Source organism: Mesorhizobium sp. B2-5-4 (genome assembly GCF_006441095.1).
GTDB classification, from domain to species: Bacteria; Pseudomonadota; Alphaproteobacteria; order Rhizobiales; family Rhizobiaceae; genus Mesorhizobium; species Mesorhizobium salmacidum.
The window spans coordinates 161,608-176,225 of record NZ_VFUR01000011.1; the positions used below are offsets into that span (position 1 = coordinate 161,608).

Sequence of the window (14,618 nt, forward strand, 5' to 3'; positions counted from 1 at the left end):
CTTCCTATATAAGCGGGCAGTGATTCCTGATTAGATTGTGATACGATTTGACCGACCAAAAGACACCGCGCGGCGCCGACGGCGGGCCTACCGGCATTGAACCCATCTCCATCATCGAGGAGATGCAGAGTTCTTATCTCTCTTACGCCATGAGCGTGATCGTCAGCCGTGCGTTGCCCGATGTGCGCGATGGCCTGAAGCCGGTGCACCGCCGCATTCTCTATGCTGCGCATGAGAGCGGCTACCACTGGAACCGCAAATATGTGAAATCGGCGCGTCCGGTAGCCGACGTGATGGGTAAATACCATCCGCATGGCGATGCCTCGATCTATGACGCCTTGGTGCGCATGGCGCAGGATTGGTCGCTGCGCGTGCCGCTGATCGACGGGCAAGGCAATTTCGGCTCGATCGATGGCGATCCGCCGGCGGCGATGCGCTATACCGAATCGCGCCTGACCAAGGTCGCGCACGAGCTTCTGGAGGATATCGACAAGGACACCGTCGATTTCCAGGACACTTATGATGCTTCGGACACCGAGCCGAAGGTTCTGCCGGCGCGCTTTCCCAATCTGCTGGTCAACGGCTCGGGCGGTATTGCCGTCGGCATGGCCACCAACATCCCACCGCACAATCTCGGTGAAGTCTGCAACGCCGCCATTGCCGTCATCGACAATCCGGCGATCGACCTGCCGGCGCTGATGGAGATCATTCCAGGCCCCGATTTCCCGACCGGCGGCATCGTGCTTGGCCGCTCCGGCATCTATAGCGCCTATTCCACCGGCCGCGGCTCCATCGTCATGCGCGGCAAGGTCAACATCGAACAGCGCGGCAACGACCGCGAATCGATCATCATCACCGAGGTTCCCTACCAGGTGAACAAGGCCTCGATGATCGAGAAGATGGCCGAACTGGTGCGCGACAAGCGCGTCGAGGGCATTTCGGACATCCGCGACGAAAGCGACCGTCAGGGTTATCGCGTCGTTATCGAGCTCAAGCGCGACGCCGTTGCCGACGTTGTCCTCAACCAGCTCTACCGGTTCACGCCGCTGCAGACGTCCTTCGGCGCCAACATGGTGGCGCTAAACGGCGGCAAGCCGGAGCTGCTGAACCTGATCGACATGCTGACGGCCTTCGTCACCTTCCGCGAGGAGGTGATCAGCCGGCGGACAAAGTTCCTGCTCCGCAAGGCGCGCGACCGCGCCCATGTGCTGGTTGGTCTGGCCATCGCCGTTGCCAACATCGATGAAGTGATCAAGCTTATACGTACCGCGCCGGATCCGCAGACGGCGCGCGAGCAGTTGATGGAGCGGCGCTGGCCTTCGGGTGACGTTGAATCGCTGATCCTTCTGATCGACGATCCGCGCCACCGCATCAACGAGGACGGCACCTACAATCTGTCCGAGGAACAGGCGCGCGCCATCCTCGAACTGCGCCTGCAGCGCCTGACCGCGCTCGGCCGCGACGAAATCGCCGATGAGTTGAACACGATCGGCGACGAGATCAAGGACTACCTCGACATCCTGTCGTCTCGCGCGCGTATCCAGCAGATCGTCAAGGACGAACTCGCCGCCGTGCGCGACGAGTTCGGCACGCCACGCCGCACCGAGCTCACTGACGGCGGCGCGGACATGGAAGACGAGGACCTGATCCAGCGCGAGGACATGGTCGTGACGGTGAGCCATTCCGGCTACATCAAGCGCGTGCCGCTTTCGCTGTACCGGGCGCAGCGCCGCGGTGGCAAGGGCCGCTCCGGCATGTCGACCAAGGAAGAGGATTTCGTCACCCGGCTGTTCGTCGCCAACACGCACACGCCGGTGCTGTTCTTCTCCTCGCGCGGCATCGTCTACAAGGAAAAGGTCTGGCGCCTGCCGATCGGCAACCCGCAGTCACGCGGCAAGGCACTGATCAATATGCTGCCGCTGGAGCAGGGCGAGCGCATCACCACGATCATGCCGCTGCCCGAGGACGAGACGAGCTGGGGCGAACTCGACGTGATGTTCGCCACCACGCGCGGCACCGTGCGCCGCAACAAACTGTCCGACTTCGTACAGGTCAACCGCAACGGCAAGATCGCCATGAAGCTGGAGGAGGAGGGCGACGAAATCCTCGGCGTCGAGACCTGCACCGATAACGACGACGTGCTTCTGACGGCGAATTCGGGTCAGTGCATTCGCTTCTCGGTCGGCGACGTGCGCGTCTTCCAGAGCCGGAACTCCGTCGGCGTGCGCGGCATAACCATGGCCGCGACCGACCGCATCATCTCCATGTCGGTGATAGAGCATGTCGATGCTTCACCGGCGGAACGCGCCGCTTACCTCAAGCGGGCGGCGTCGGAGCGGCGGCTTGCCGCCGAGACGGCTGGAGAGGAAGAAGAGATCGCGCTCACCAATGAGGAGATCGGCGAGGAGACCGAGCTTCCAGACGATCGCTACGAATTCCTCAAGGCGCACGAGCAGTACGTGCTGACGGTGACCGAATATGGTTACGGCAAGCGTTCGTCGTCCTATGATTTCCGCCTGACTGGTCGTGGCGGCAAGGGCATCCGCGCCACCGACGTCTCGAAAACAACCGAAATCGGCCAGTTGGTGGCAACCTTCCCGGTCGGCAACGACGATCAGATCATGCTGGTGTCGGACGGCGGCACCGTCATTCGGGTGCCAGTCAACGGCATCCGTTTCGCCAGCCGCGCCACCAAGGGCGTGACCATCTTCAACACGGCTGAAGGTGAAAAGGTGGTTTCGGTCGAGCGGATTTCGGAGCCGCAATCGGACGAGGAAACGGAAGAGGCCGTGGGCGCGGAGTCGGACAGCGGTCCGGATAGCGCCGAATAGTCCCTGGAGCAGGCTTGACATACGCCGGCCGATGGGCGGCGTGGCAGCAAGTCGGGACTGACTTAGTAGTGACGATATGGCTTGCGCGAGCCAAAGCCTTCGTAGCGCTTGGTGGTTGCCTTGACGCGGATGCGCTGTGCCTCCTGGTGCAGCCCGAATACTGTGGCGATCAGCATGGCGACGGTCATCGCGGTGGCGAGCATGTAGATCAGCATGTGCGTGTTCTCCTGCGCCTTACAAACGGATATATGGGACTTTGGTTTCATCTTATTAAGGGTGGAACCTAGTGAACGCTGCGTGAAGGCTGCGTGATCAGCGTATTCATCTGTCGTTCATGTGCCGGAAAAGGTTCACGGGCCACCTGCCAATCGGATTTGCCTTTGTGAGAGAGGCTCGCTAGAAGCTCCCGCATGACCGAACGCATCGCCCTTTATGCCGGCTCCTTCGACCCGCTGACCAACGGCCATCTCGATGTGCTGAAAGCGTCGCTGGCGGTTGCCGACACTGTTTATGCCGCGATCGGCATTCATCCGGGCAAGAAGCCGCTGTTTTCCTTCGAAGAGCGGGTGCGGTTGATCGAAGCTGCCACGAAAGCCGAATTCGGCCGCGACGGCGCCCGCATCAAAGTGGTCGCTTTCGATGGGCTGGTGATCGATGCCGCCAGACGAGAAGGCGCCTCGATCATGATCCGCGGTCTGCGCGACGGCACCGATCTCGACTACGAGATGCAGATGGCCGGCATGAACGAAACCATGGCGCCTGAGTTGCAGACGGTTTTCCTGCCCGCCAGCCCATCGGTGCGCACCATTACCGCCACACTTGTGCGCCAGATAGCCTCGATGGGTGGCGACATCCGCCCCTTCGTGCCGGCGGCCGTGGCCGGTGCGCTCACCGCAAAATTCGCGAAATAAGCCCGGAGAAAATCCTCATGCAGCTCAAAAGGCTCGCCTCATTCTTTGTTGTGCTCGCCGGTCTCTTGACCGCGTCCGTTTCCGCCCATGCCGCCGATCCGGAAAACACCATGATCATCACCCTGAAAGATGGCGACGTGACTGTCGCCCTGCGCCCCGACCTGGCGCCCAAGCATGTCGCACAGATCAAGAAGCTGGTGCGCGATCATGCCTATGACAATGTTGCTTTTCATCGTGTCATCGACGGCTTCATGGCGCAGACCGGCGACGTCAAGTTCGGCAACATGAACAAGGGTTTCAATGCCCAGGCCGTCGGCACCGGCGGCTCGGACCTGCCCGACCTGCCGGCCGAATTCTCGCAGACCGAGCATTACAAGCGTGGCGTGGTCGGCATGGCCCGTTCGCAGGATCCGAACTCCGCCAATTCGCAGTTCTTCATCATGTTCGCACCGGCACCGCCGCTCGATGGCCAGTACACAATCATCGGCAATGTCGTCAGCGGCATGGAGCTGGTGGACAAGATCAAGAAGGGCGACGAGGCGGACAATGGCACGGTCACCGATCCCGACCGCATGATCAAAGTGCGCATCGCCGCCGACAAATAATTCAATTTTTCAAAAGGATATCTGACATGGCCGAGATCAAGGACCGCGAGAACGCGCTCATCATGGAAACGACCAAGGGCAAGGTCGTCATCGAACTGTTTCCCGATTTGGCCCCCGGCCATGTCGCCCGCATCAAGGAACTGGCCCGCGAAGGCGCCTATGACGGCGTCGTCTTCCATCGCGTCATCGAAGGCTTCATGGCGCAGACCGGCGACGTCAAGTTCGGCAATTCGAGCAAGCCTTCGTTTGCGCCATCGCGCGCCGGCATGGGCGGCTCTGAAAAGCCTGACCTGAAGGCTGAATTCTCCAACGCGAACCACGGCCGCGGCACCTGCTCGATGGCCCGTTCGCAGAATCCGAACTCGGCCAACTCGCAGTTCTTCATCTGCTTCGACGATGCCGCGTTCCTCAACCGCCAGTACACGGTCTGGGGCCAGGTCATCGAAGGCATGGACAATATCGACAAGATCAAGCGCGGCGAGCCGGTGCAGGATCCCGATAAGATCGTGTCGCTGAAGGTCGCGGCCGACGTCAACTAAGGCGAAACGACAATGATGGGCGTCGTCTGGTCGCTTCTCGGCATCCTGTCCGGCGCCTTCATTGCCATTCAGGCGCCGATCAATTCTCAGCTTGCGCGCGGCCTGGGTCTCCCGGTCGCGGCCGCCGCGTTTTCGTTCCTGTCGGGTGCGATCGTACTCGGCATCATCTCCGTCACGGTGGTGAAGCTGCAAGAGATTTCGCTCGACTGGAAGGCGCCGGCACCCTGGTTGTTCGTCGCCGGCGGCATGCTCGGCGGCTTCTACGTCACGCTTTCAACTATCCTGACGCCGCGCATTGGTGCGGCCGCCCTGATGGCGTTCCTGGTGGCCGGTCAGTTGATCGCCGGCATGCTCATCGACCGCGTCGGCTTCCTTGGTGTCGCTGTGCGCGAAATCTCGCTCGGCCGGATCGCCGGCGCCGTGCTTCTGCTGGCCGGAGCGCTGCTCGTTCGGCTGTACTGATGCGCGTCGACTTCTTCGATTTCGACCTGCCGGAGGAGCGCATCGCGCTTCGCCCGGCAGAGCCGCGCGACAGCGCCAAAATGCTCGTCATCGAGCCGGGCAAGGGGCTGGAGGACCGCACGGTTGGCGATCTGCCGTCCTTGCTCCGCACCGGCGACGTGCTGGTCTTCAACGACACCAAGGTCATTCCAGCGCAGCTGAAAGGGATCAGGCGGCGCGGCGAGGCGGTGGCGCAGGTCGAGGCCACGCTGCACATGCGCAAGGCTCCAGACCGTTGGCTGGCGTTCATGCGGCCGGGAAAGCGCATCGCCGCCGGCGACCGCATCCATTTCGGCCATGACGGCAATTCCTGTTTCCTCGGCCAGCTCGATGCCACGGTGATCGAGAAGGGCAAGGGCGGCGAAGCGCTGCTCGGCTTTGACCTATCCGGTCCCTTCCTCGACGAGGCGCTGCACGCGGTCGGCCACATTCCGCTGCCGCCCTACATCGCCTCGAAGCGCGATGACGACGAGCGCGACCGTGCCGACTACCAGACCATCTATGCCCGGGAAGAAGGTGCCGTTGCCGCGCCTACCGCTGGCCTGCATTTCACGCCGGAGCTTTTTGCGGCGCTGGACGCCAAGGGGGTCGAGCGCCGCTTCGTCACCTTACACGTGGGCGCCGGTACGTTCCTTCCTGTGAAGGCGGACGACACCGCCGACCACAAAATGCATGCCGAGATCGGCTCGGTCAGCCCGGCGACCGCCGATGCGCTCAACGCCGCGAAGGCAAGGGGCGGGCGCATCATCGCCGTGGGTACGACTTCGCTGCGCCTGCTCGAGAGCGCGGCGCGTGAAGACGGCACGCTGGCGCCATGGTCAGGCCCGACCGACATCTTCATCACGCCCGGCTACCGCTTTCGCACCGCCGACATGCTGATGACCAATTTCCATCTGCCGCGCTCGACGCTGTTCATGCTGGTTTCGGCCTTCAGCGGCCTCGACACGATGCGTGCCGCCTATGCGCATGCCATAACGAACCGCTACAGGTTCTACTCCTATGGCGACGCAAGCCTGCTTTACCGAGCGGAGATGAGCGATGGACGATGATCTGCAAACCCTCGATCGCGAAAGCCTGATCGCGGAAGTGAAAAAGCTGCGCGCCGGCATTCGCGCACACCGCGACACCACAGGGCACGATCTGTGCTGGCATCACCCCGATCTGTGGGACCTGCTGCCTGAGAAGGCCGAGCCGTCGATCGCTGTGCCCCCCTGGCCCAAATTCATGCGCGGCTGCATCCGATATCGCCAATCGCTCGACAGGCAGGCGCCGGATGCGCCGGTCCACGACAAGGAATTCAATGGCTGAGACGTTCACCTTCAAGGTGCTGGCGACCGATGGCAAGGCGCGGCGCGGCTTGATCGACATGCCGCGCGGCCAAATCCGCACACCGGCCTTCATGCCGGTCGGCACCGGTGGCACGGTCAAGGCCATGTACATGGACCAGGTGCGCGGCGTCGGCGCCGACATCATCCTTGGCAACACCTATCACCTGATGCTGCGGCCTGGGGCCGAGCGCGTGGCGCGGCTCGGCGGTCTGCACGAATTCGCCCGCTGGCCGCACCCGATCCTGACCGACAGCGGCGGATTCCAGGTGATGTCTCTGTCGAAGCTAAGGAAGCTGACCGAGAAAGGCGTCACCTTCCGTTCGCACATCGATGGCGCGGCTTATGAAATGTCACCGGAGCGCTCCATAGAAATTCAAGGACTGCTCGATTCCGACATCCAGATGCAGCTCGACGAATGCACGGCGCTGCCCGCCGAGATGAAAGAGATCGAGCGCGCCATGGAATTGTCGCTACGCTGGGCGGAGCGCTGCAAGGCGGCGTTCGGCGACCAGCCGGGCAAGGCGATGTTCGGCATCGTGCAGGGTGGTGACAACGCGGCGCTCAGGGTGCGCTCGGCGCAGGCGCTGAGCGCGATGGACCTGAAGGGCTATGCTGTCGGCGGCCTGGCTGTCGGCGAGCCGCAAGCAGTGATGCTCGACATGCTCGACATCACGTGCCCGGAACTGCCCGACAACAAGCCGCGCTATCTCATGGGCGTGGGAACGCCGGACGATATCCTGAAATCGGTGGCGCGCGGCATCGACATGTTCGACTGCGTGATGCCGACGAGGGCCGGCCGGCATGGTCTTGCCTATACCAGGCGCGGCAAGGTCAATCTGCGCAACGCCCGCCACGCCGACGATCCGCGCCCGCTCGACGACGAGAGCGATTGCCCCGCGGCGCGCGACTATTCGCGCGCCTATCTGCACCATCTGGTGCGCTCGCAGGAGGCGCTCGGGGCGATGCTGCTGACCTGGAACAACCTTTCCTATTACCAGAAGCTGATGCAGGACATCCGGGCCGCGATCGAGGCGGGCAGCTTCGAGGCACGCGGCGCCGATATCAGCGAAGGCTGGGCGAGAGGCGACATCCCGGCGTTGTAACGCACCGACGCTGCAGCGTTCAGGTGCTCAGCGAGTTCGAGGCGCGCAGGCTGCAGCCGGTGATCTGGAAGGTGCCGTCGGGCTGTTGCTGCAGCGTGTAGACCGCCTCGTAGTCCTTGCCGTCGGGGCCGACGATCAGCACGTGCTGGACGATCGAACCCGAGCCGGTCTCCTCGAACTTGCCGAAGGAATAGGACTGCGGCTTGCGCACCGGTGGGTAGCCGTTGGTCACCATGTTCATGAAGGCATCGACGGTCGGGAAGACCTGCTTCACGTTCGGGGCGGCGAAGCTATAGGCCTTGGCGCCGTCATTGGCGATGAGGGCCTTCAATTGACCGTCGATGACGGCCTGGCCAGCCTTGATCTCGGCGTCGCCGGCAAACGCTTGGGAAGCCAGCATGAGCGAAACGAACGCGAATGCGAAAAAGCCGCGGCGCATGGCCTGTCTCCACCGTCCCTCGAGAAGCCGCCTCCAGCAAAAGCTGTTCCGGGAGGCATTCTAACATACGGGTGGCGGCGCTTCACGGTTTCAGCGGGCGGCAATATTCGTCCCGCCGCGGCGAATTCCTACGCGTAAGCTTCCTTTAGGGCGGGGCTCTCATCGTGGACCCTGAGGGAGAGAGCATGCTGCGCGAGGCCGCGGCCAAGGCAGGCGCCGGCTAAGTGCGCATTCCAACGCTTGAAAGGCCGCCTCCAGTCTGCCAGAAGGGCCGCTGGACCTGGAAGTTAGCGGGACGAAGCCATGAAGGCGTTTTTCGTGCAGATCAAATGCGAGCTGGGCAAATCCTATGAGGTTGCCAGCGCGCTTGCCGACGCCGAGATCGCCTCGGAAATCTACTCCACCGCCGGCAATTACGATCTGCTCGCCAAATTCTATGTCGACGATGAGGAAGACGTCGGCCATTTCGTCAACGAGAAGGTGCAGGTTCTTCCCGGTATCAAGGACACGTTCACCGTCGTCACCTTCCGCGCCTTCTAGCAGCGCGGGGCATTTGCCCGGGCATGAGGCAGAGCCTGATCAAGCTCATATTTCAGCTGCCTCAATTTTAGGCAGCCGCAACATACTGATCGTCCGGATCTCCCAAATCACCGATTGCGCTTGATTTTCTCCAACGACGCCAGTGAAATGGCGTCACAGGGGAGTATGCGATTGGCAGCGTTCGATGAAATGCTTCCGGAGGTTTCCGGACTTAGACGACCGTATTCGGCTTACGATCGCTGGCTGAAGGAGCAGGATCCAGCCAGACTTACCGAAAAGATGCAGGACGCCGAACGCGTCTTCCGCAAGACCGGCATCACGTTTGCCGTTTATGGCGAGCAGGAAGCATCCGAGCGGCTGATCCCGTTCGATATCGTTCCCCGCATCATTTCAGGCAATGAGTGGCGTCGCCTGACGCAAGGCATCGAGCAGCGCGTACAGGCGCTGAACGCCTTCCTCGACGACATCTACCATCGCCAGGAAATCCTTCGCGCCGGCCGCGTTCCCAGGGACCTGATCGCCAGGAACGAGGCATTCCTGCCGGAAATGATCGGCGTGCGGCCGCCGGCCGGAGTCTATACCCACATCATCGGCGTCGACATCGTGCGTATCAGCGAGGACGAGTTCTATGTGCTGGAGGACAATGCGCGCACGCCGTCCGGTGTCTCCTACATGCTGGAGAACCGCGAAACGATGATGCAACTGTTCCCCGAGCTGTTCCAGAAGATCAAGGTGCGGCCAGTGGAGAATTATCCGCAGTTGTTGCGCCAGTCGCTGGCGGCGGTGCGGCCGCAGAACACCAAGGGTGCGCCGACCATCGCGGTGCTGACGCCCGGCAGTTTCAATTCCGCCTATTTCGAACACGCCTTCCTTGCCGACCAGATGGGTGTGCAGCTGGTGGAGGGGCAGGATCTGCGCGTCGTCGATGGACATGTCGCGATGCGCACGACCGAAGGCTACAAGCAGATCGACGTTCTTTACCGCCGCGTGGATGATTCTTTCCTGGACCCGCTGACCTTCAGGCCGGATTCAGCTCTCGGCATACCCGGCATCATGGATGTATATCGCGCCGGTAACATCACCATCGCCAACGCACCGGGAACCGGTATCGCCGACGACAAGGCGATCTATTCCTATATGCCCGAGATCGTCGAATTCTACACCGGCCGCAAGGCAATCCTCGGCAACATCCCGACCTGGCGCTGTTCGGAGCCGGACAGCCTGAAATATGTGCTCGAGCATATCCACGAGTTGGTGATCAAGGAAGTGCATGGTTCGGGTGGCTACGGCATGCTGGTCGGACCGGCCGCGACCAAGAAGGAATGTCAGGATTTTGCCAAGAAGCTGCAAGCCAAACCGTCTAATTACATCGCCCAGCCGACGCTCGCGCTCTCGACCTGTCCGATCCTGACTGAAAAGGGCCTGGCGCCGCGCCACGTCGATCTCAGGCCCTATGTGCTGGTGTCCGATCGCATCCAGATCGTGCCCGGTGGGCTGACGCGCGTTGCGCTGAAGGAAGGCTCGCTGGTGGTGAATTCCTCTCAGGGCGGCGGGACAAAAGACACTTGGGTGCTGGATGACTGAGCTGAGCGGGGGGACGCAGCGATCATGAAACCCATTCTTCCCTACTCCCTACTCCCTATTCGCTATTCGCTCGATATCAAGGCAAGCTGACATGCTTCTCGGCCGTACCGCGAACGGACTTTATTGGATGAACCGCTATATCGAGCGGGCCGAAAACATGGCGCGGCTGGTCGACGCCGGGCTGCGTATGGCGCTCACTCGCACCCAGAGCGCGTCGGAGGAGTGGAATTCGGTGCTGCTCAGCGCCGGCTCCGACGTCGCCTTCAAGCAGAAATACCCGGACTATACGGCGGCCAATGTCTCCGACTTCCTTTTGCGCGACACGTCGAACCCATCGAGCACGATGTCGTCGATCGAGACTGCCCGCAACAATGCGCGCATGGTGCGCACCGCGCTGACGCGCGAGACGTGGGAGAGCATCAACGAAGCCTGGATGGCGCTGAAACGGATGCTAGCGAGGCCGATCGACGAGCGCGACCTGCCCACCGTGCTCGATGCGATCAAGCGCGAGACCGCACTGATCCGCGGCTCGTTCTACGGCACCATGCTGCGCAACGAGATTTTCGACTTTTCGCAGCTCGGCACCTATGTCGAGCGCGCCGACAACACCGCCCGCATCCTTGACGTGAAATACTACGTGCTGCTGCCATCGATCTCCTGGGTCGGCTCGACGCTCGACAACTATCAGTGGGAATCGATCCTGCGCTCGGTGTCGGCGCATCGCTCCTATCGCTGGGTCTATGACGCCGACTACAAGCCGACCAATATCGCGGACTACCTGATCCTCAACGTCCGCATGCCGCGATCGCTGACCTTCTGCTACCGTTTCCTGGCAGAGCATCTGAAATTTCTCTCCGACGACTATGGCGAGCGCCATGCGTGTCACGCAACGGCGGAAAAAACGCAGGCGATGCTGAGGGCAGGGTCGATCAAGGATATATTCGACGCCGGCCTGCATGAGTTCCTGGCCGGGTTCATCCGCGACAACACCAGGCTCGGCGACGAGATCGCGCAAGACTACAGGTTTTATTGAAACATGATCCCGAACCGAAGGACCGCGTCAGCGAAAGGTGGGTACCGGCTTTCGCCAGGGATCATGCACTCGAACGGAAGATGGCCATGCGGCTGAAAATCACGCACCGGACAGAATACCGCTACGACGCACCGGTGCAGTATTTGCTCCAGAGGCTACGGCTGCTTCCCATGAGCGGGCCGACCCAGACCGTGCTGTCCTGGGCGCTGAAGGTCGAGGGCGCGCGCGAGGAAGTGCGATTTACCGACCATTACGGCAACGATAGCAGGCTGCTGAGCGTCGAGGGTGATCACGACTTCATCACAGTCGAAGCGTTGGGCGAGGTGGTGACGCGCGATACATCAGGTGTCAGCGGGCCGCATCAAGGCTTCGCGCCACTCTGGTTGTTCGCGCAGGAGACCGCTTTGACCACCATAGGCGGCGGCATCCGTGATCTTGCCGAGGCGCTCGGCAAGGGCACCGACCTTGACAGGCTGCACCGGCTGATGGCCGCCATCGGCGAGCGCGTCGCCTACACGCCGGGAACCACCAATGCGACGACTCCGGCCGAAGAGGCCTTGATGCTGAAGACCGGGGTTTGCCAGGATCATAGCCACATCTTTGCCGCCGCCGCACGCGCCATGGGATTTCCGGCCCGCTATGTCAGCGGCTATCTGATGATGGATGCGGCGGTGAAGCAGGCGGCGAGCCACGCCTGGGCCGAAGCCCATGTCGCGGGCCTCGGCTGGGTTGCCTTCGATCCCGCCAATGGTATTTCTCCCGACGAACGCTATGTGAAGGTGGCCACCGGCCGCGATTACCGTGACGCTTCGCCGGTGTCGGGAATTCGACTGGGACAGGCGGAAGAACTGCTTGCGGTCACCGTCACGGTAGAGCAGTAATCCCCCAGGGATTACTGCCTCAAGAGATTCCATGACCTATTGCGTCGGCCTCAAGATCGATCGCGGGCTCGTGTTCATGTCGGACACGCGCACCAATGCCGGGATGGATTCTATCTCGACCTTCAAGAAGATGCACGTCTGGGAGCAGCCGGGCGAGCGCGTCATCGTTTTGATGTCGGCCGGCAATCTGGCGACGACGCAGGCCGTGGTCAGCCTGCTCGACGAACGCACCAAGGCGGTGACCGACCGTCACGAGAAGCTGCTCGAAACGCCATCCATGTACCAGACGGTGCGGCTGGTCGGCGACACGGTCAAGGAAGTGATCGCGCAATCGTCACCAGCGGGCGAGAAAGCCGATTCCTATTTCAATGCCTCCTTCATCCTCGGTGGGCAGATCAAGGGCAGCCCGCCGCGCCTGTTCATGATCTATCCCGAAGGCAATTTCATCGAATCGACTGACGACACGCCGTTCTTTCAGATCGGGGAAACCAAATACGGCAAGCCGATCATCATCCGCGCTTACGAAAAGACGATGAGCCTCGCCGAGACGGTGAAACTGCTGCTGGTGTCGTTCGATTCGACGCTGAAGTCGAACCTGTCGGTCGGCCTGCCGCTCGACCTGCTTTTCCTGGAACAGGGTGCCTTTCAGGTTGGTCTGAAAAAGCGGATCGCCCAGGACGACCAGTATTACCGCACGATCTCCGACGGATGGTCGAATGCCCTGAAGACGGCGTTCGCCAGCCTGCCGGATTTTCCTGGCTAGTCCGCATATCTCGCCGTTCGCAAAAGCCGGCGCGTCACCGGCGGCGAAAGATCATGTCGGGAGGACAAGATGAACAATGATGATTTCCGGCAATGGTCGCAACGTGCCGCTGATTGGGGCGCCGACTATCGCAACAATCTGCGTGAGCGGCCGGTGCGGCCGCTGGTCGAGCCGGGCGACATTTTCAGGAGCATCGAGGCGTCGCCGCCCGAAGACGCGGAGCCGATGGACAGGATTTTCGCCGACTTCGAAGAGAAGATCGTGCCGGGGATGACGCATTGGCAGCACCCGCGCTTCTTCGCCTATTTTCCGGCCAACGCGGCGCCCGTCTCGGTGGTGGCTGAATACCTGGTGTCGGCGATGGCCGCGCAATGCATGCTTTGGCAGACGTCGCCGGCGGCGACCGAGCTTGAAACGCGGACCGTCGACTGGATGCGCCAGGCGCTCGGCCTGCCGGAGGGTTTCTCCGGCGTCATCCAGGATTCGGCCTCGTCGGCGACACTCAACGCGGTGTTGACCATGCGCGAGCGGGCGCTGGACTGGCAAGGCAACAAAAAAGGATTGGCCGGGCAGGGGCGGTTGCGCATCTATTCCTCCGACCAGGTGCACACTTCGATCGATCGGGCGATCTGGGTGTCAGGGATAGGCGAGGACAATCTCGTGCGCATTCCGGTCGCCGGCCGTTTTCGCGCCATGGAAGCGGCCGCACTCGAAGCGGCAATCGTCGCCGATCGCGAGGCCGGCATGCTGCCCGCCGGCATCATCGCCAGCGTCGGCGGCACCAGCACCGGCGGCACGGACGATATTGCAGCGGTTGCGGAGATTGCCAGGCGGCAAGGGCTCTACCTGCATGTCGATGCCGCCTGGGCCGGGTCGGCGATGATCTGCCCGGAATTTCGCCATTTCTGGGCCGGCGCCGAGTTGGCTGATTCCATCGTCTTCAACCCCCACAAATGGCTGGGCGCGCAGTTCGATTGCTCGATGCAGTTCATCCGGCAGCCGGAAGACGTGGTTCGTACGCTGGCCATCAAGCCCGAATTTCTCAAGACACATGGCCGCGACGGCATCATCAACTACTCCGAATGGTCGGTGCCGCTTGGTCGGCGCTTCCGGGCGCTGAAAGTTTGGTTTCTGCTGCGCGCCCATGGACTGGAAAACCTGCGAACCATGATCCGCAACCATGTCGCCTGGAGCGAAGGCCTTGCGCTGCGTCTGGCGAGGGAGCCGGATTTCGAAATCGTCAGCGAGCCGATGCTGTCGCTGTTTTCGTTCCGGCACAAGGCTGCAGCGGGTGCCGATGCCGACGAGCACAATCTGCGGCTGGTCAATGCGATCAACGACGATGGCCGCATCTACCTGACGCAAACGAAAGTCGATGGGAGGGTGGCGATCCGCTTCCAGGTCGGTCAGTTCGATGCCACGGCAGAGGACGTCGACGCCGCTTTCACCGTCATCACCGAAATAGCGCGTGCCATGGCCTGAAAAGGTTAGGTTAAGGTCGCGCCGAGGTTCACCCGTGCAATCATCGGATTTCGTTAGCCGGCTTGCGCCTTTTCATCG

General features: G+C 61.9%; 16 protein-coding genes. 14 read left to right on the top strand and 2 right to left on the bottom strand.

The features are described 5' to 3' along the window. The first annotated feature begins 47 nt into the window (after window positions 1-47). Window positions 48-2,831 carry a DNA gyrase subunit A gene (gyrA, locus tag FJ492_RS16330; RefSeq protein ID WP_140750208.1) on the top strand — a complete coding sequence of 928 codons (2,784 nt, stop codon included), beginning with the start codon at window positions 48-50 and terminating at the stop codon, window positions 2,829-2,831. A gap of 62 nt (window positions 2,832-2,893) precedes the next feature. Here the strand turns inward: gyrA and FJ492_RS16335 are convergent, their stop codons facing one another. Continuing rightward, entirely contained in the window at window positions 2,894-3,046 is a 153-nt protein-coding gene (locus tag FJ492_RS16335; RefSeq protein ID WP_140770897.1) for a hypothetical protein, read from the bottom strand. A gap of 195 nt (window positions 3,047-3,241) precedes the next feature. On the opposite strand from FJ492_RS16335, the gene coaD reads away from it, so the two are divergent. From coaD to tgt, 7 genes are read left to right on the top strand one after another with little or no spacing between them, the layout of a single operon-like run. Continuing rightward, on the top strand, window positions 3,242-3,742 hold the full coding sequence (gene coaD, locus FJ492_RS16340) for a pantetheine-phosphate adenylyltransferase (RefSeq protein WP_127281064.1): 501 nt from the start codon (window positions 3,242-3,244) through the stop codon (window positions 3,740-3,742). Between the two features lie 17 nt (window positions 3,743-3,759). Continuing rightward, window positions 3,760-4,347: a peptidylprolyl isomerase gene (locus tag FJ492_RS16345; protein ID WP_140503741.1), complete on the top strand. Its 588-nt coding sequence runs from the start codon at window positions 3,760-3,762 to the stop codon at window positions 4,345-4,347. A 26-nt stretch (window positions 4,348-4,373) separates the two neighbouring features. Further along, a complete protein-coding gene (locus tag FJ492_RS16350; RefSeq protein ID WP_140770899.1) occupies window positions 4,374-4,886 on the top strand; it encodes a peptidylprolyl isomerase in 513 nt (170 codons plus the stop codon). A 12-nt stretch (window positions 4,887-4,898) separates the two neighbouring features. Then, on the top strand, window positions 4,899-5,348 hold the full coding sequence (locus FJ492_RS16355; protein WP_140503745.1) for a DMT family transporter: 450 nt from the start codon (window positions 4,899-4,901) through the stop codon (window positions 5,346-5,348). After that, window positions 5,348-6,436 (top strand): tRNA preQ1(34) S-adenosylmethionine ribosyltransferase-isomerase QueA, encoded by a 1,089-nt coding sequence (queA, locus tag FJ492_RS16360; RefSeq protein WP_140770901.1) that lies wholly within the window; start codon window positions 5,348-5,350, stop codon window positions 6,434-6,436. Before FJ492_RS16355 ends, queA begins: the two co-directional genes overlap by 1 nt. Continuing rightward, entirely contained in the window at window positions 6,426-6,695 is a 270-nt protein-coding gene (locus FJ492_RS16365; RefSeq protein ID WP_140770903.1) for a hypothetical protein, read from the top strand. Before queA ends, FJ492_RS16365 begins: the two co-directional genes overlap by 11 nt. Continuing rightward, the gene (gene tgt / locus FJ492_RS16370) at window positions 6,688-7,818 is read left to right on the top strand and encodes a tRNA guanosine(34) transglycosylase Tgt (RefSeq protein WP_140750211.1); all 1,131 of its coding nucleotides are present in this window, start codon (window positions 6,688-6,690) and stop codon (window positions 7,816-7,818) included. Before FJ492_RS16365 ends, tgt begins: the two co-directional genes overlap by 8 nt. Before the next feature lie 19 nt (window positions 7,819-7,837). Here the strand turns inward: tgt and FJ492_RS16375 are convergent, their stop codons facing one another. Continuing rightward, window positions 7,838-8,257 carry a DUF4864 domain-containing protein gene (locus FJ492_RS16375; protein WP_140503751.1) on the bottom strand — a complete coding sequence of 140 codons (420 nt, stop codon included), beginning with the start codon at window positions 8,255-8,257 and terminating at the stop codon, window positions 7,838-7,840. A gap of 303 nt (window positions 8,258-8,560) precedes the next feature. On the opposite strand from FJ492_RS16375, the gene FJ492_RS16380 reads away from it, so the two are divergent. The 6 genes from FJ492_RS16380 to FJ492_RS16405 all read left to right on the top strand — a co-directional run bounded on the left by FJ492_RS16380 (window position 8,561) and on the right by FJ492_RS16405 (window position 14,540). After that, complete coding sequence (locus tag FJ492_RS16380) at window positions 8,561-8,797, top strand: Lrp/AsnC family transcriptional regulator (protein ID WP_091574954.1); 237 nt, start codon at window positions 8,561-8,563, stop codon at window positions 8,795-8,797. Window positions 8,798-8,968: 171 nt separating this feature from the next. Further along, window positions 8,969-10,381 carry a circularly permuted type 2 ATP-grasp protein gene (locus FJ492_RS16385; RefSeq protein WP_181166272.1) on the top strand — a complete coding sequence of 471 codons (1,413 nt, stop codon included), beginning with the start codon at window positions 8,969-8,971 and terminating at the stop codon, window positions 10,379-10,381. Between the two features lie 91 nt (window positions 10,382-10,472). Continuing rightward, window positions 10,473-11,414 (top strand): alpha-E domain-containing protein, encoded by a 942-nt coding sequence (locus FJ492_RS16390; protein WP_140503757.1) that lies wholly within the window; start codon window positions 10,473-10,475, stop codon window positions 11,412-11,414. Window positions 11,415-11,500: 86 nt separating this feature from the next. Continuing rightward, complete coding sequence (locus FJ492_RS16395; protein ID WP_140503759.1) at window positions 11,501-12,295, top strand: transglutaminase family protein; 795 nt, start codon at window positions 11,501-11,503, stop codon at window positions 12,293-12,295. Window positions 12,296-12,326: 31 nt separating this feature from the next. Continuing rightward, window positions 12,327-13,058, top strand: a complete 732-nt coding sequence (locus tag FJ492_RS16400; protein WP_027144963.1) for a peptidase — start codon at window positions 12,327-12,329, stop codon at window positions 13,056-13,058. A 69-nt stretch (window positions 13,059-13,127) separates the two neighbouring features. Then, window positions 13,128-14,540, top strand: coding sequence for an aspartate aminotransferase family protein (locus FJ492_RS16405; protein WP_140770905.1), 1,413 nt, complete (start codon window positions 13,128-13,130; stop codon window positions 14,538-14,540). Window positions 14,541-14,618: the final 78 nt, after the last annotated feature.

Bases quoted from the DNA above. Each gene is read 5' to 3' on its own strand.
- FJ492_RS16335 (WP_140770897.1), bottom strand. From the start codon at position 3,046: ATGCTGATCTACATGCTCGCCACCGCGATGACCGTCGCCATGCTGATC.
- tgt (WP_140750211.1), top strand. From the start codon at position 6,688: ATGGCTGAGACGTTCACCTTCAAGGTGCTGGCGACCGATGGCAAGGCG.
- FJ492_RS16375 (WP_140503751.1), bottom strand. From the start codon at position 8,257: ATGCGCCGCGGCTTTTTCGCATTCGCGTTCGTTTCGCTCATGCTGGCT.
- FJ492_RS16380 (WP_091574954.1), top strand. From the start codon at position 8,561: ATGAAGGCGTTTTTCGTGCAGATCAAATGCGAGCTGGGCAAATCCTAT.
- FJ492_RS16365 (WP_140770903.1), top strand. From the start codon at position 6,426: ATGGACGATGATCTGCAAACCCTCGATCGCGAAAGCCTGATCGCGGAA.
- FJ492_RS16355 (WP_140503745.1), top strand. From the start codon at position 4,899: ATGATGGGCGTCGTCTGGTCGCTTCTCGGCATCCTGTCCGGCGCCTTC.
- FJ492_RS16345 (WP_140503741.1), top strand. From the start codon at position 3,760: ATGCAGCTCAAAAGGCTCGCCTCATTCTTTGTTGTGCTCGCCGGTCTC.
- FJ492_RS16350 (WP_140770899.1), top strand. From the start codon at position 4,374: ATGGCCGAGATCAAGGACCGCGAGAACGCGCTCATCATGGAAACGACC.
- FJ492_RS16395 (WP_140503759.1), top strand. From the start codon at position 11,501: ATGCGGCTGAAAATCACGCACCGGACAGAATACCGCTACGACGCACCG.
- FJ492_RS16400 (WP_027144963.1), top strand. From the start codon at position 12,327: ATGACCTATTGCGTCGGCCTCAAGATCGATCGCGGGCTCGTGTTCATG.
- coaD (WP_127281064.1), top strand. From the start codon at position 3,242: ATGACCGAACGCATCGCCCTTTATGCCGGCTCCTTCGACCCGCTGACC.
- FJ492_RS16405 (WP_140770905.1), top strand. From the start codon at position 13,128: ATGAACAATGATGATTTCCGGCAATGGTCGCAACGTGCCGCTGATTGG.
- FJ492_RS16390 (WP_140503757.1), top strand. From the start codon at position 10,473: ATGCTTCTCGGCCGTACCGCGAACGGACTTTATTGGATGAACCGCTAT.
- queA (WP_140770901.1), top strand. From the start codon at position 5,348: ATGCGCGTCGACTTCTTCGATTTCGACCTGCCGGAGGAGCGCATCGCG.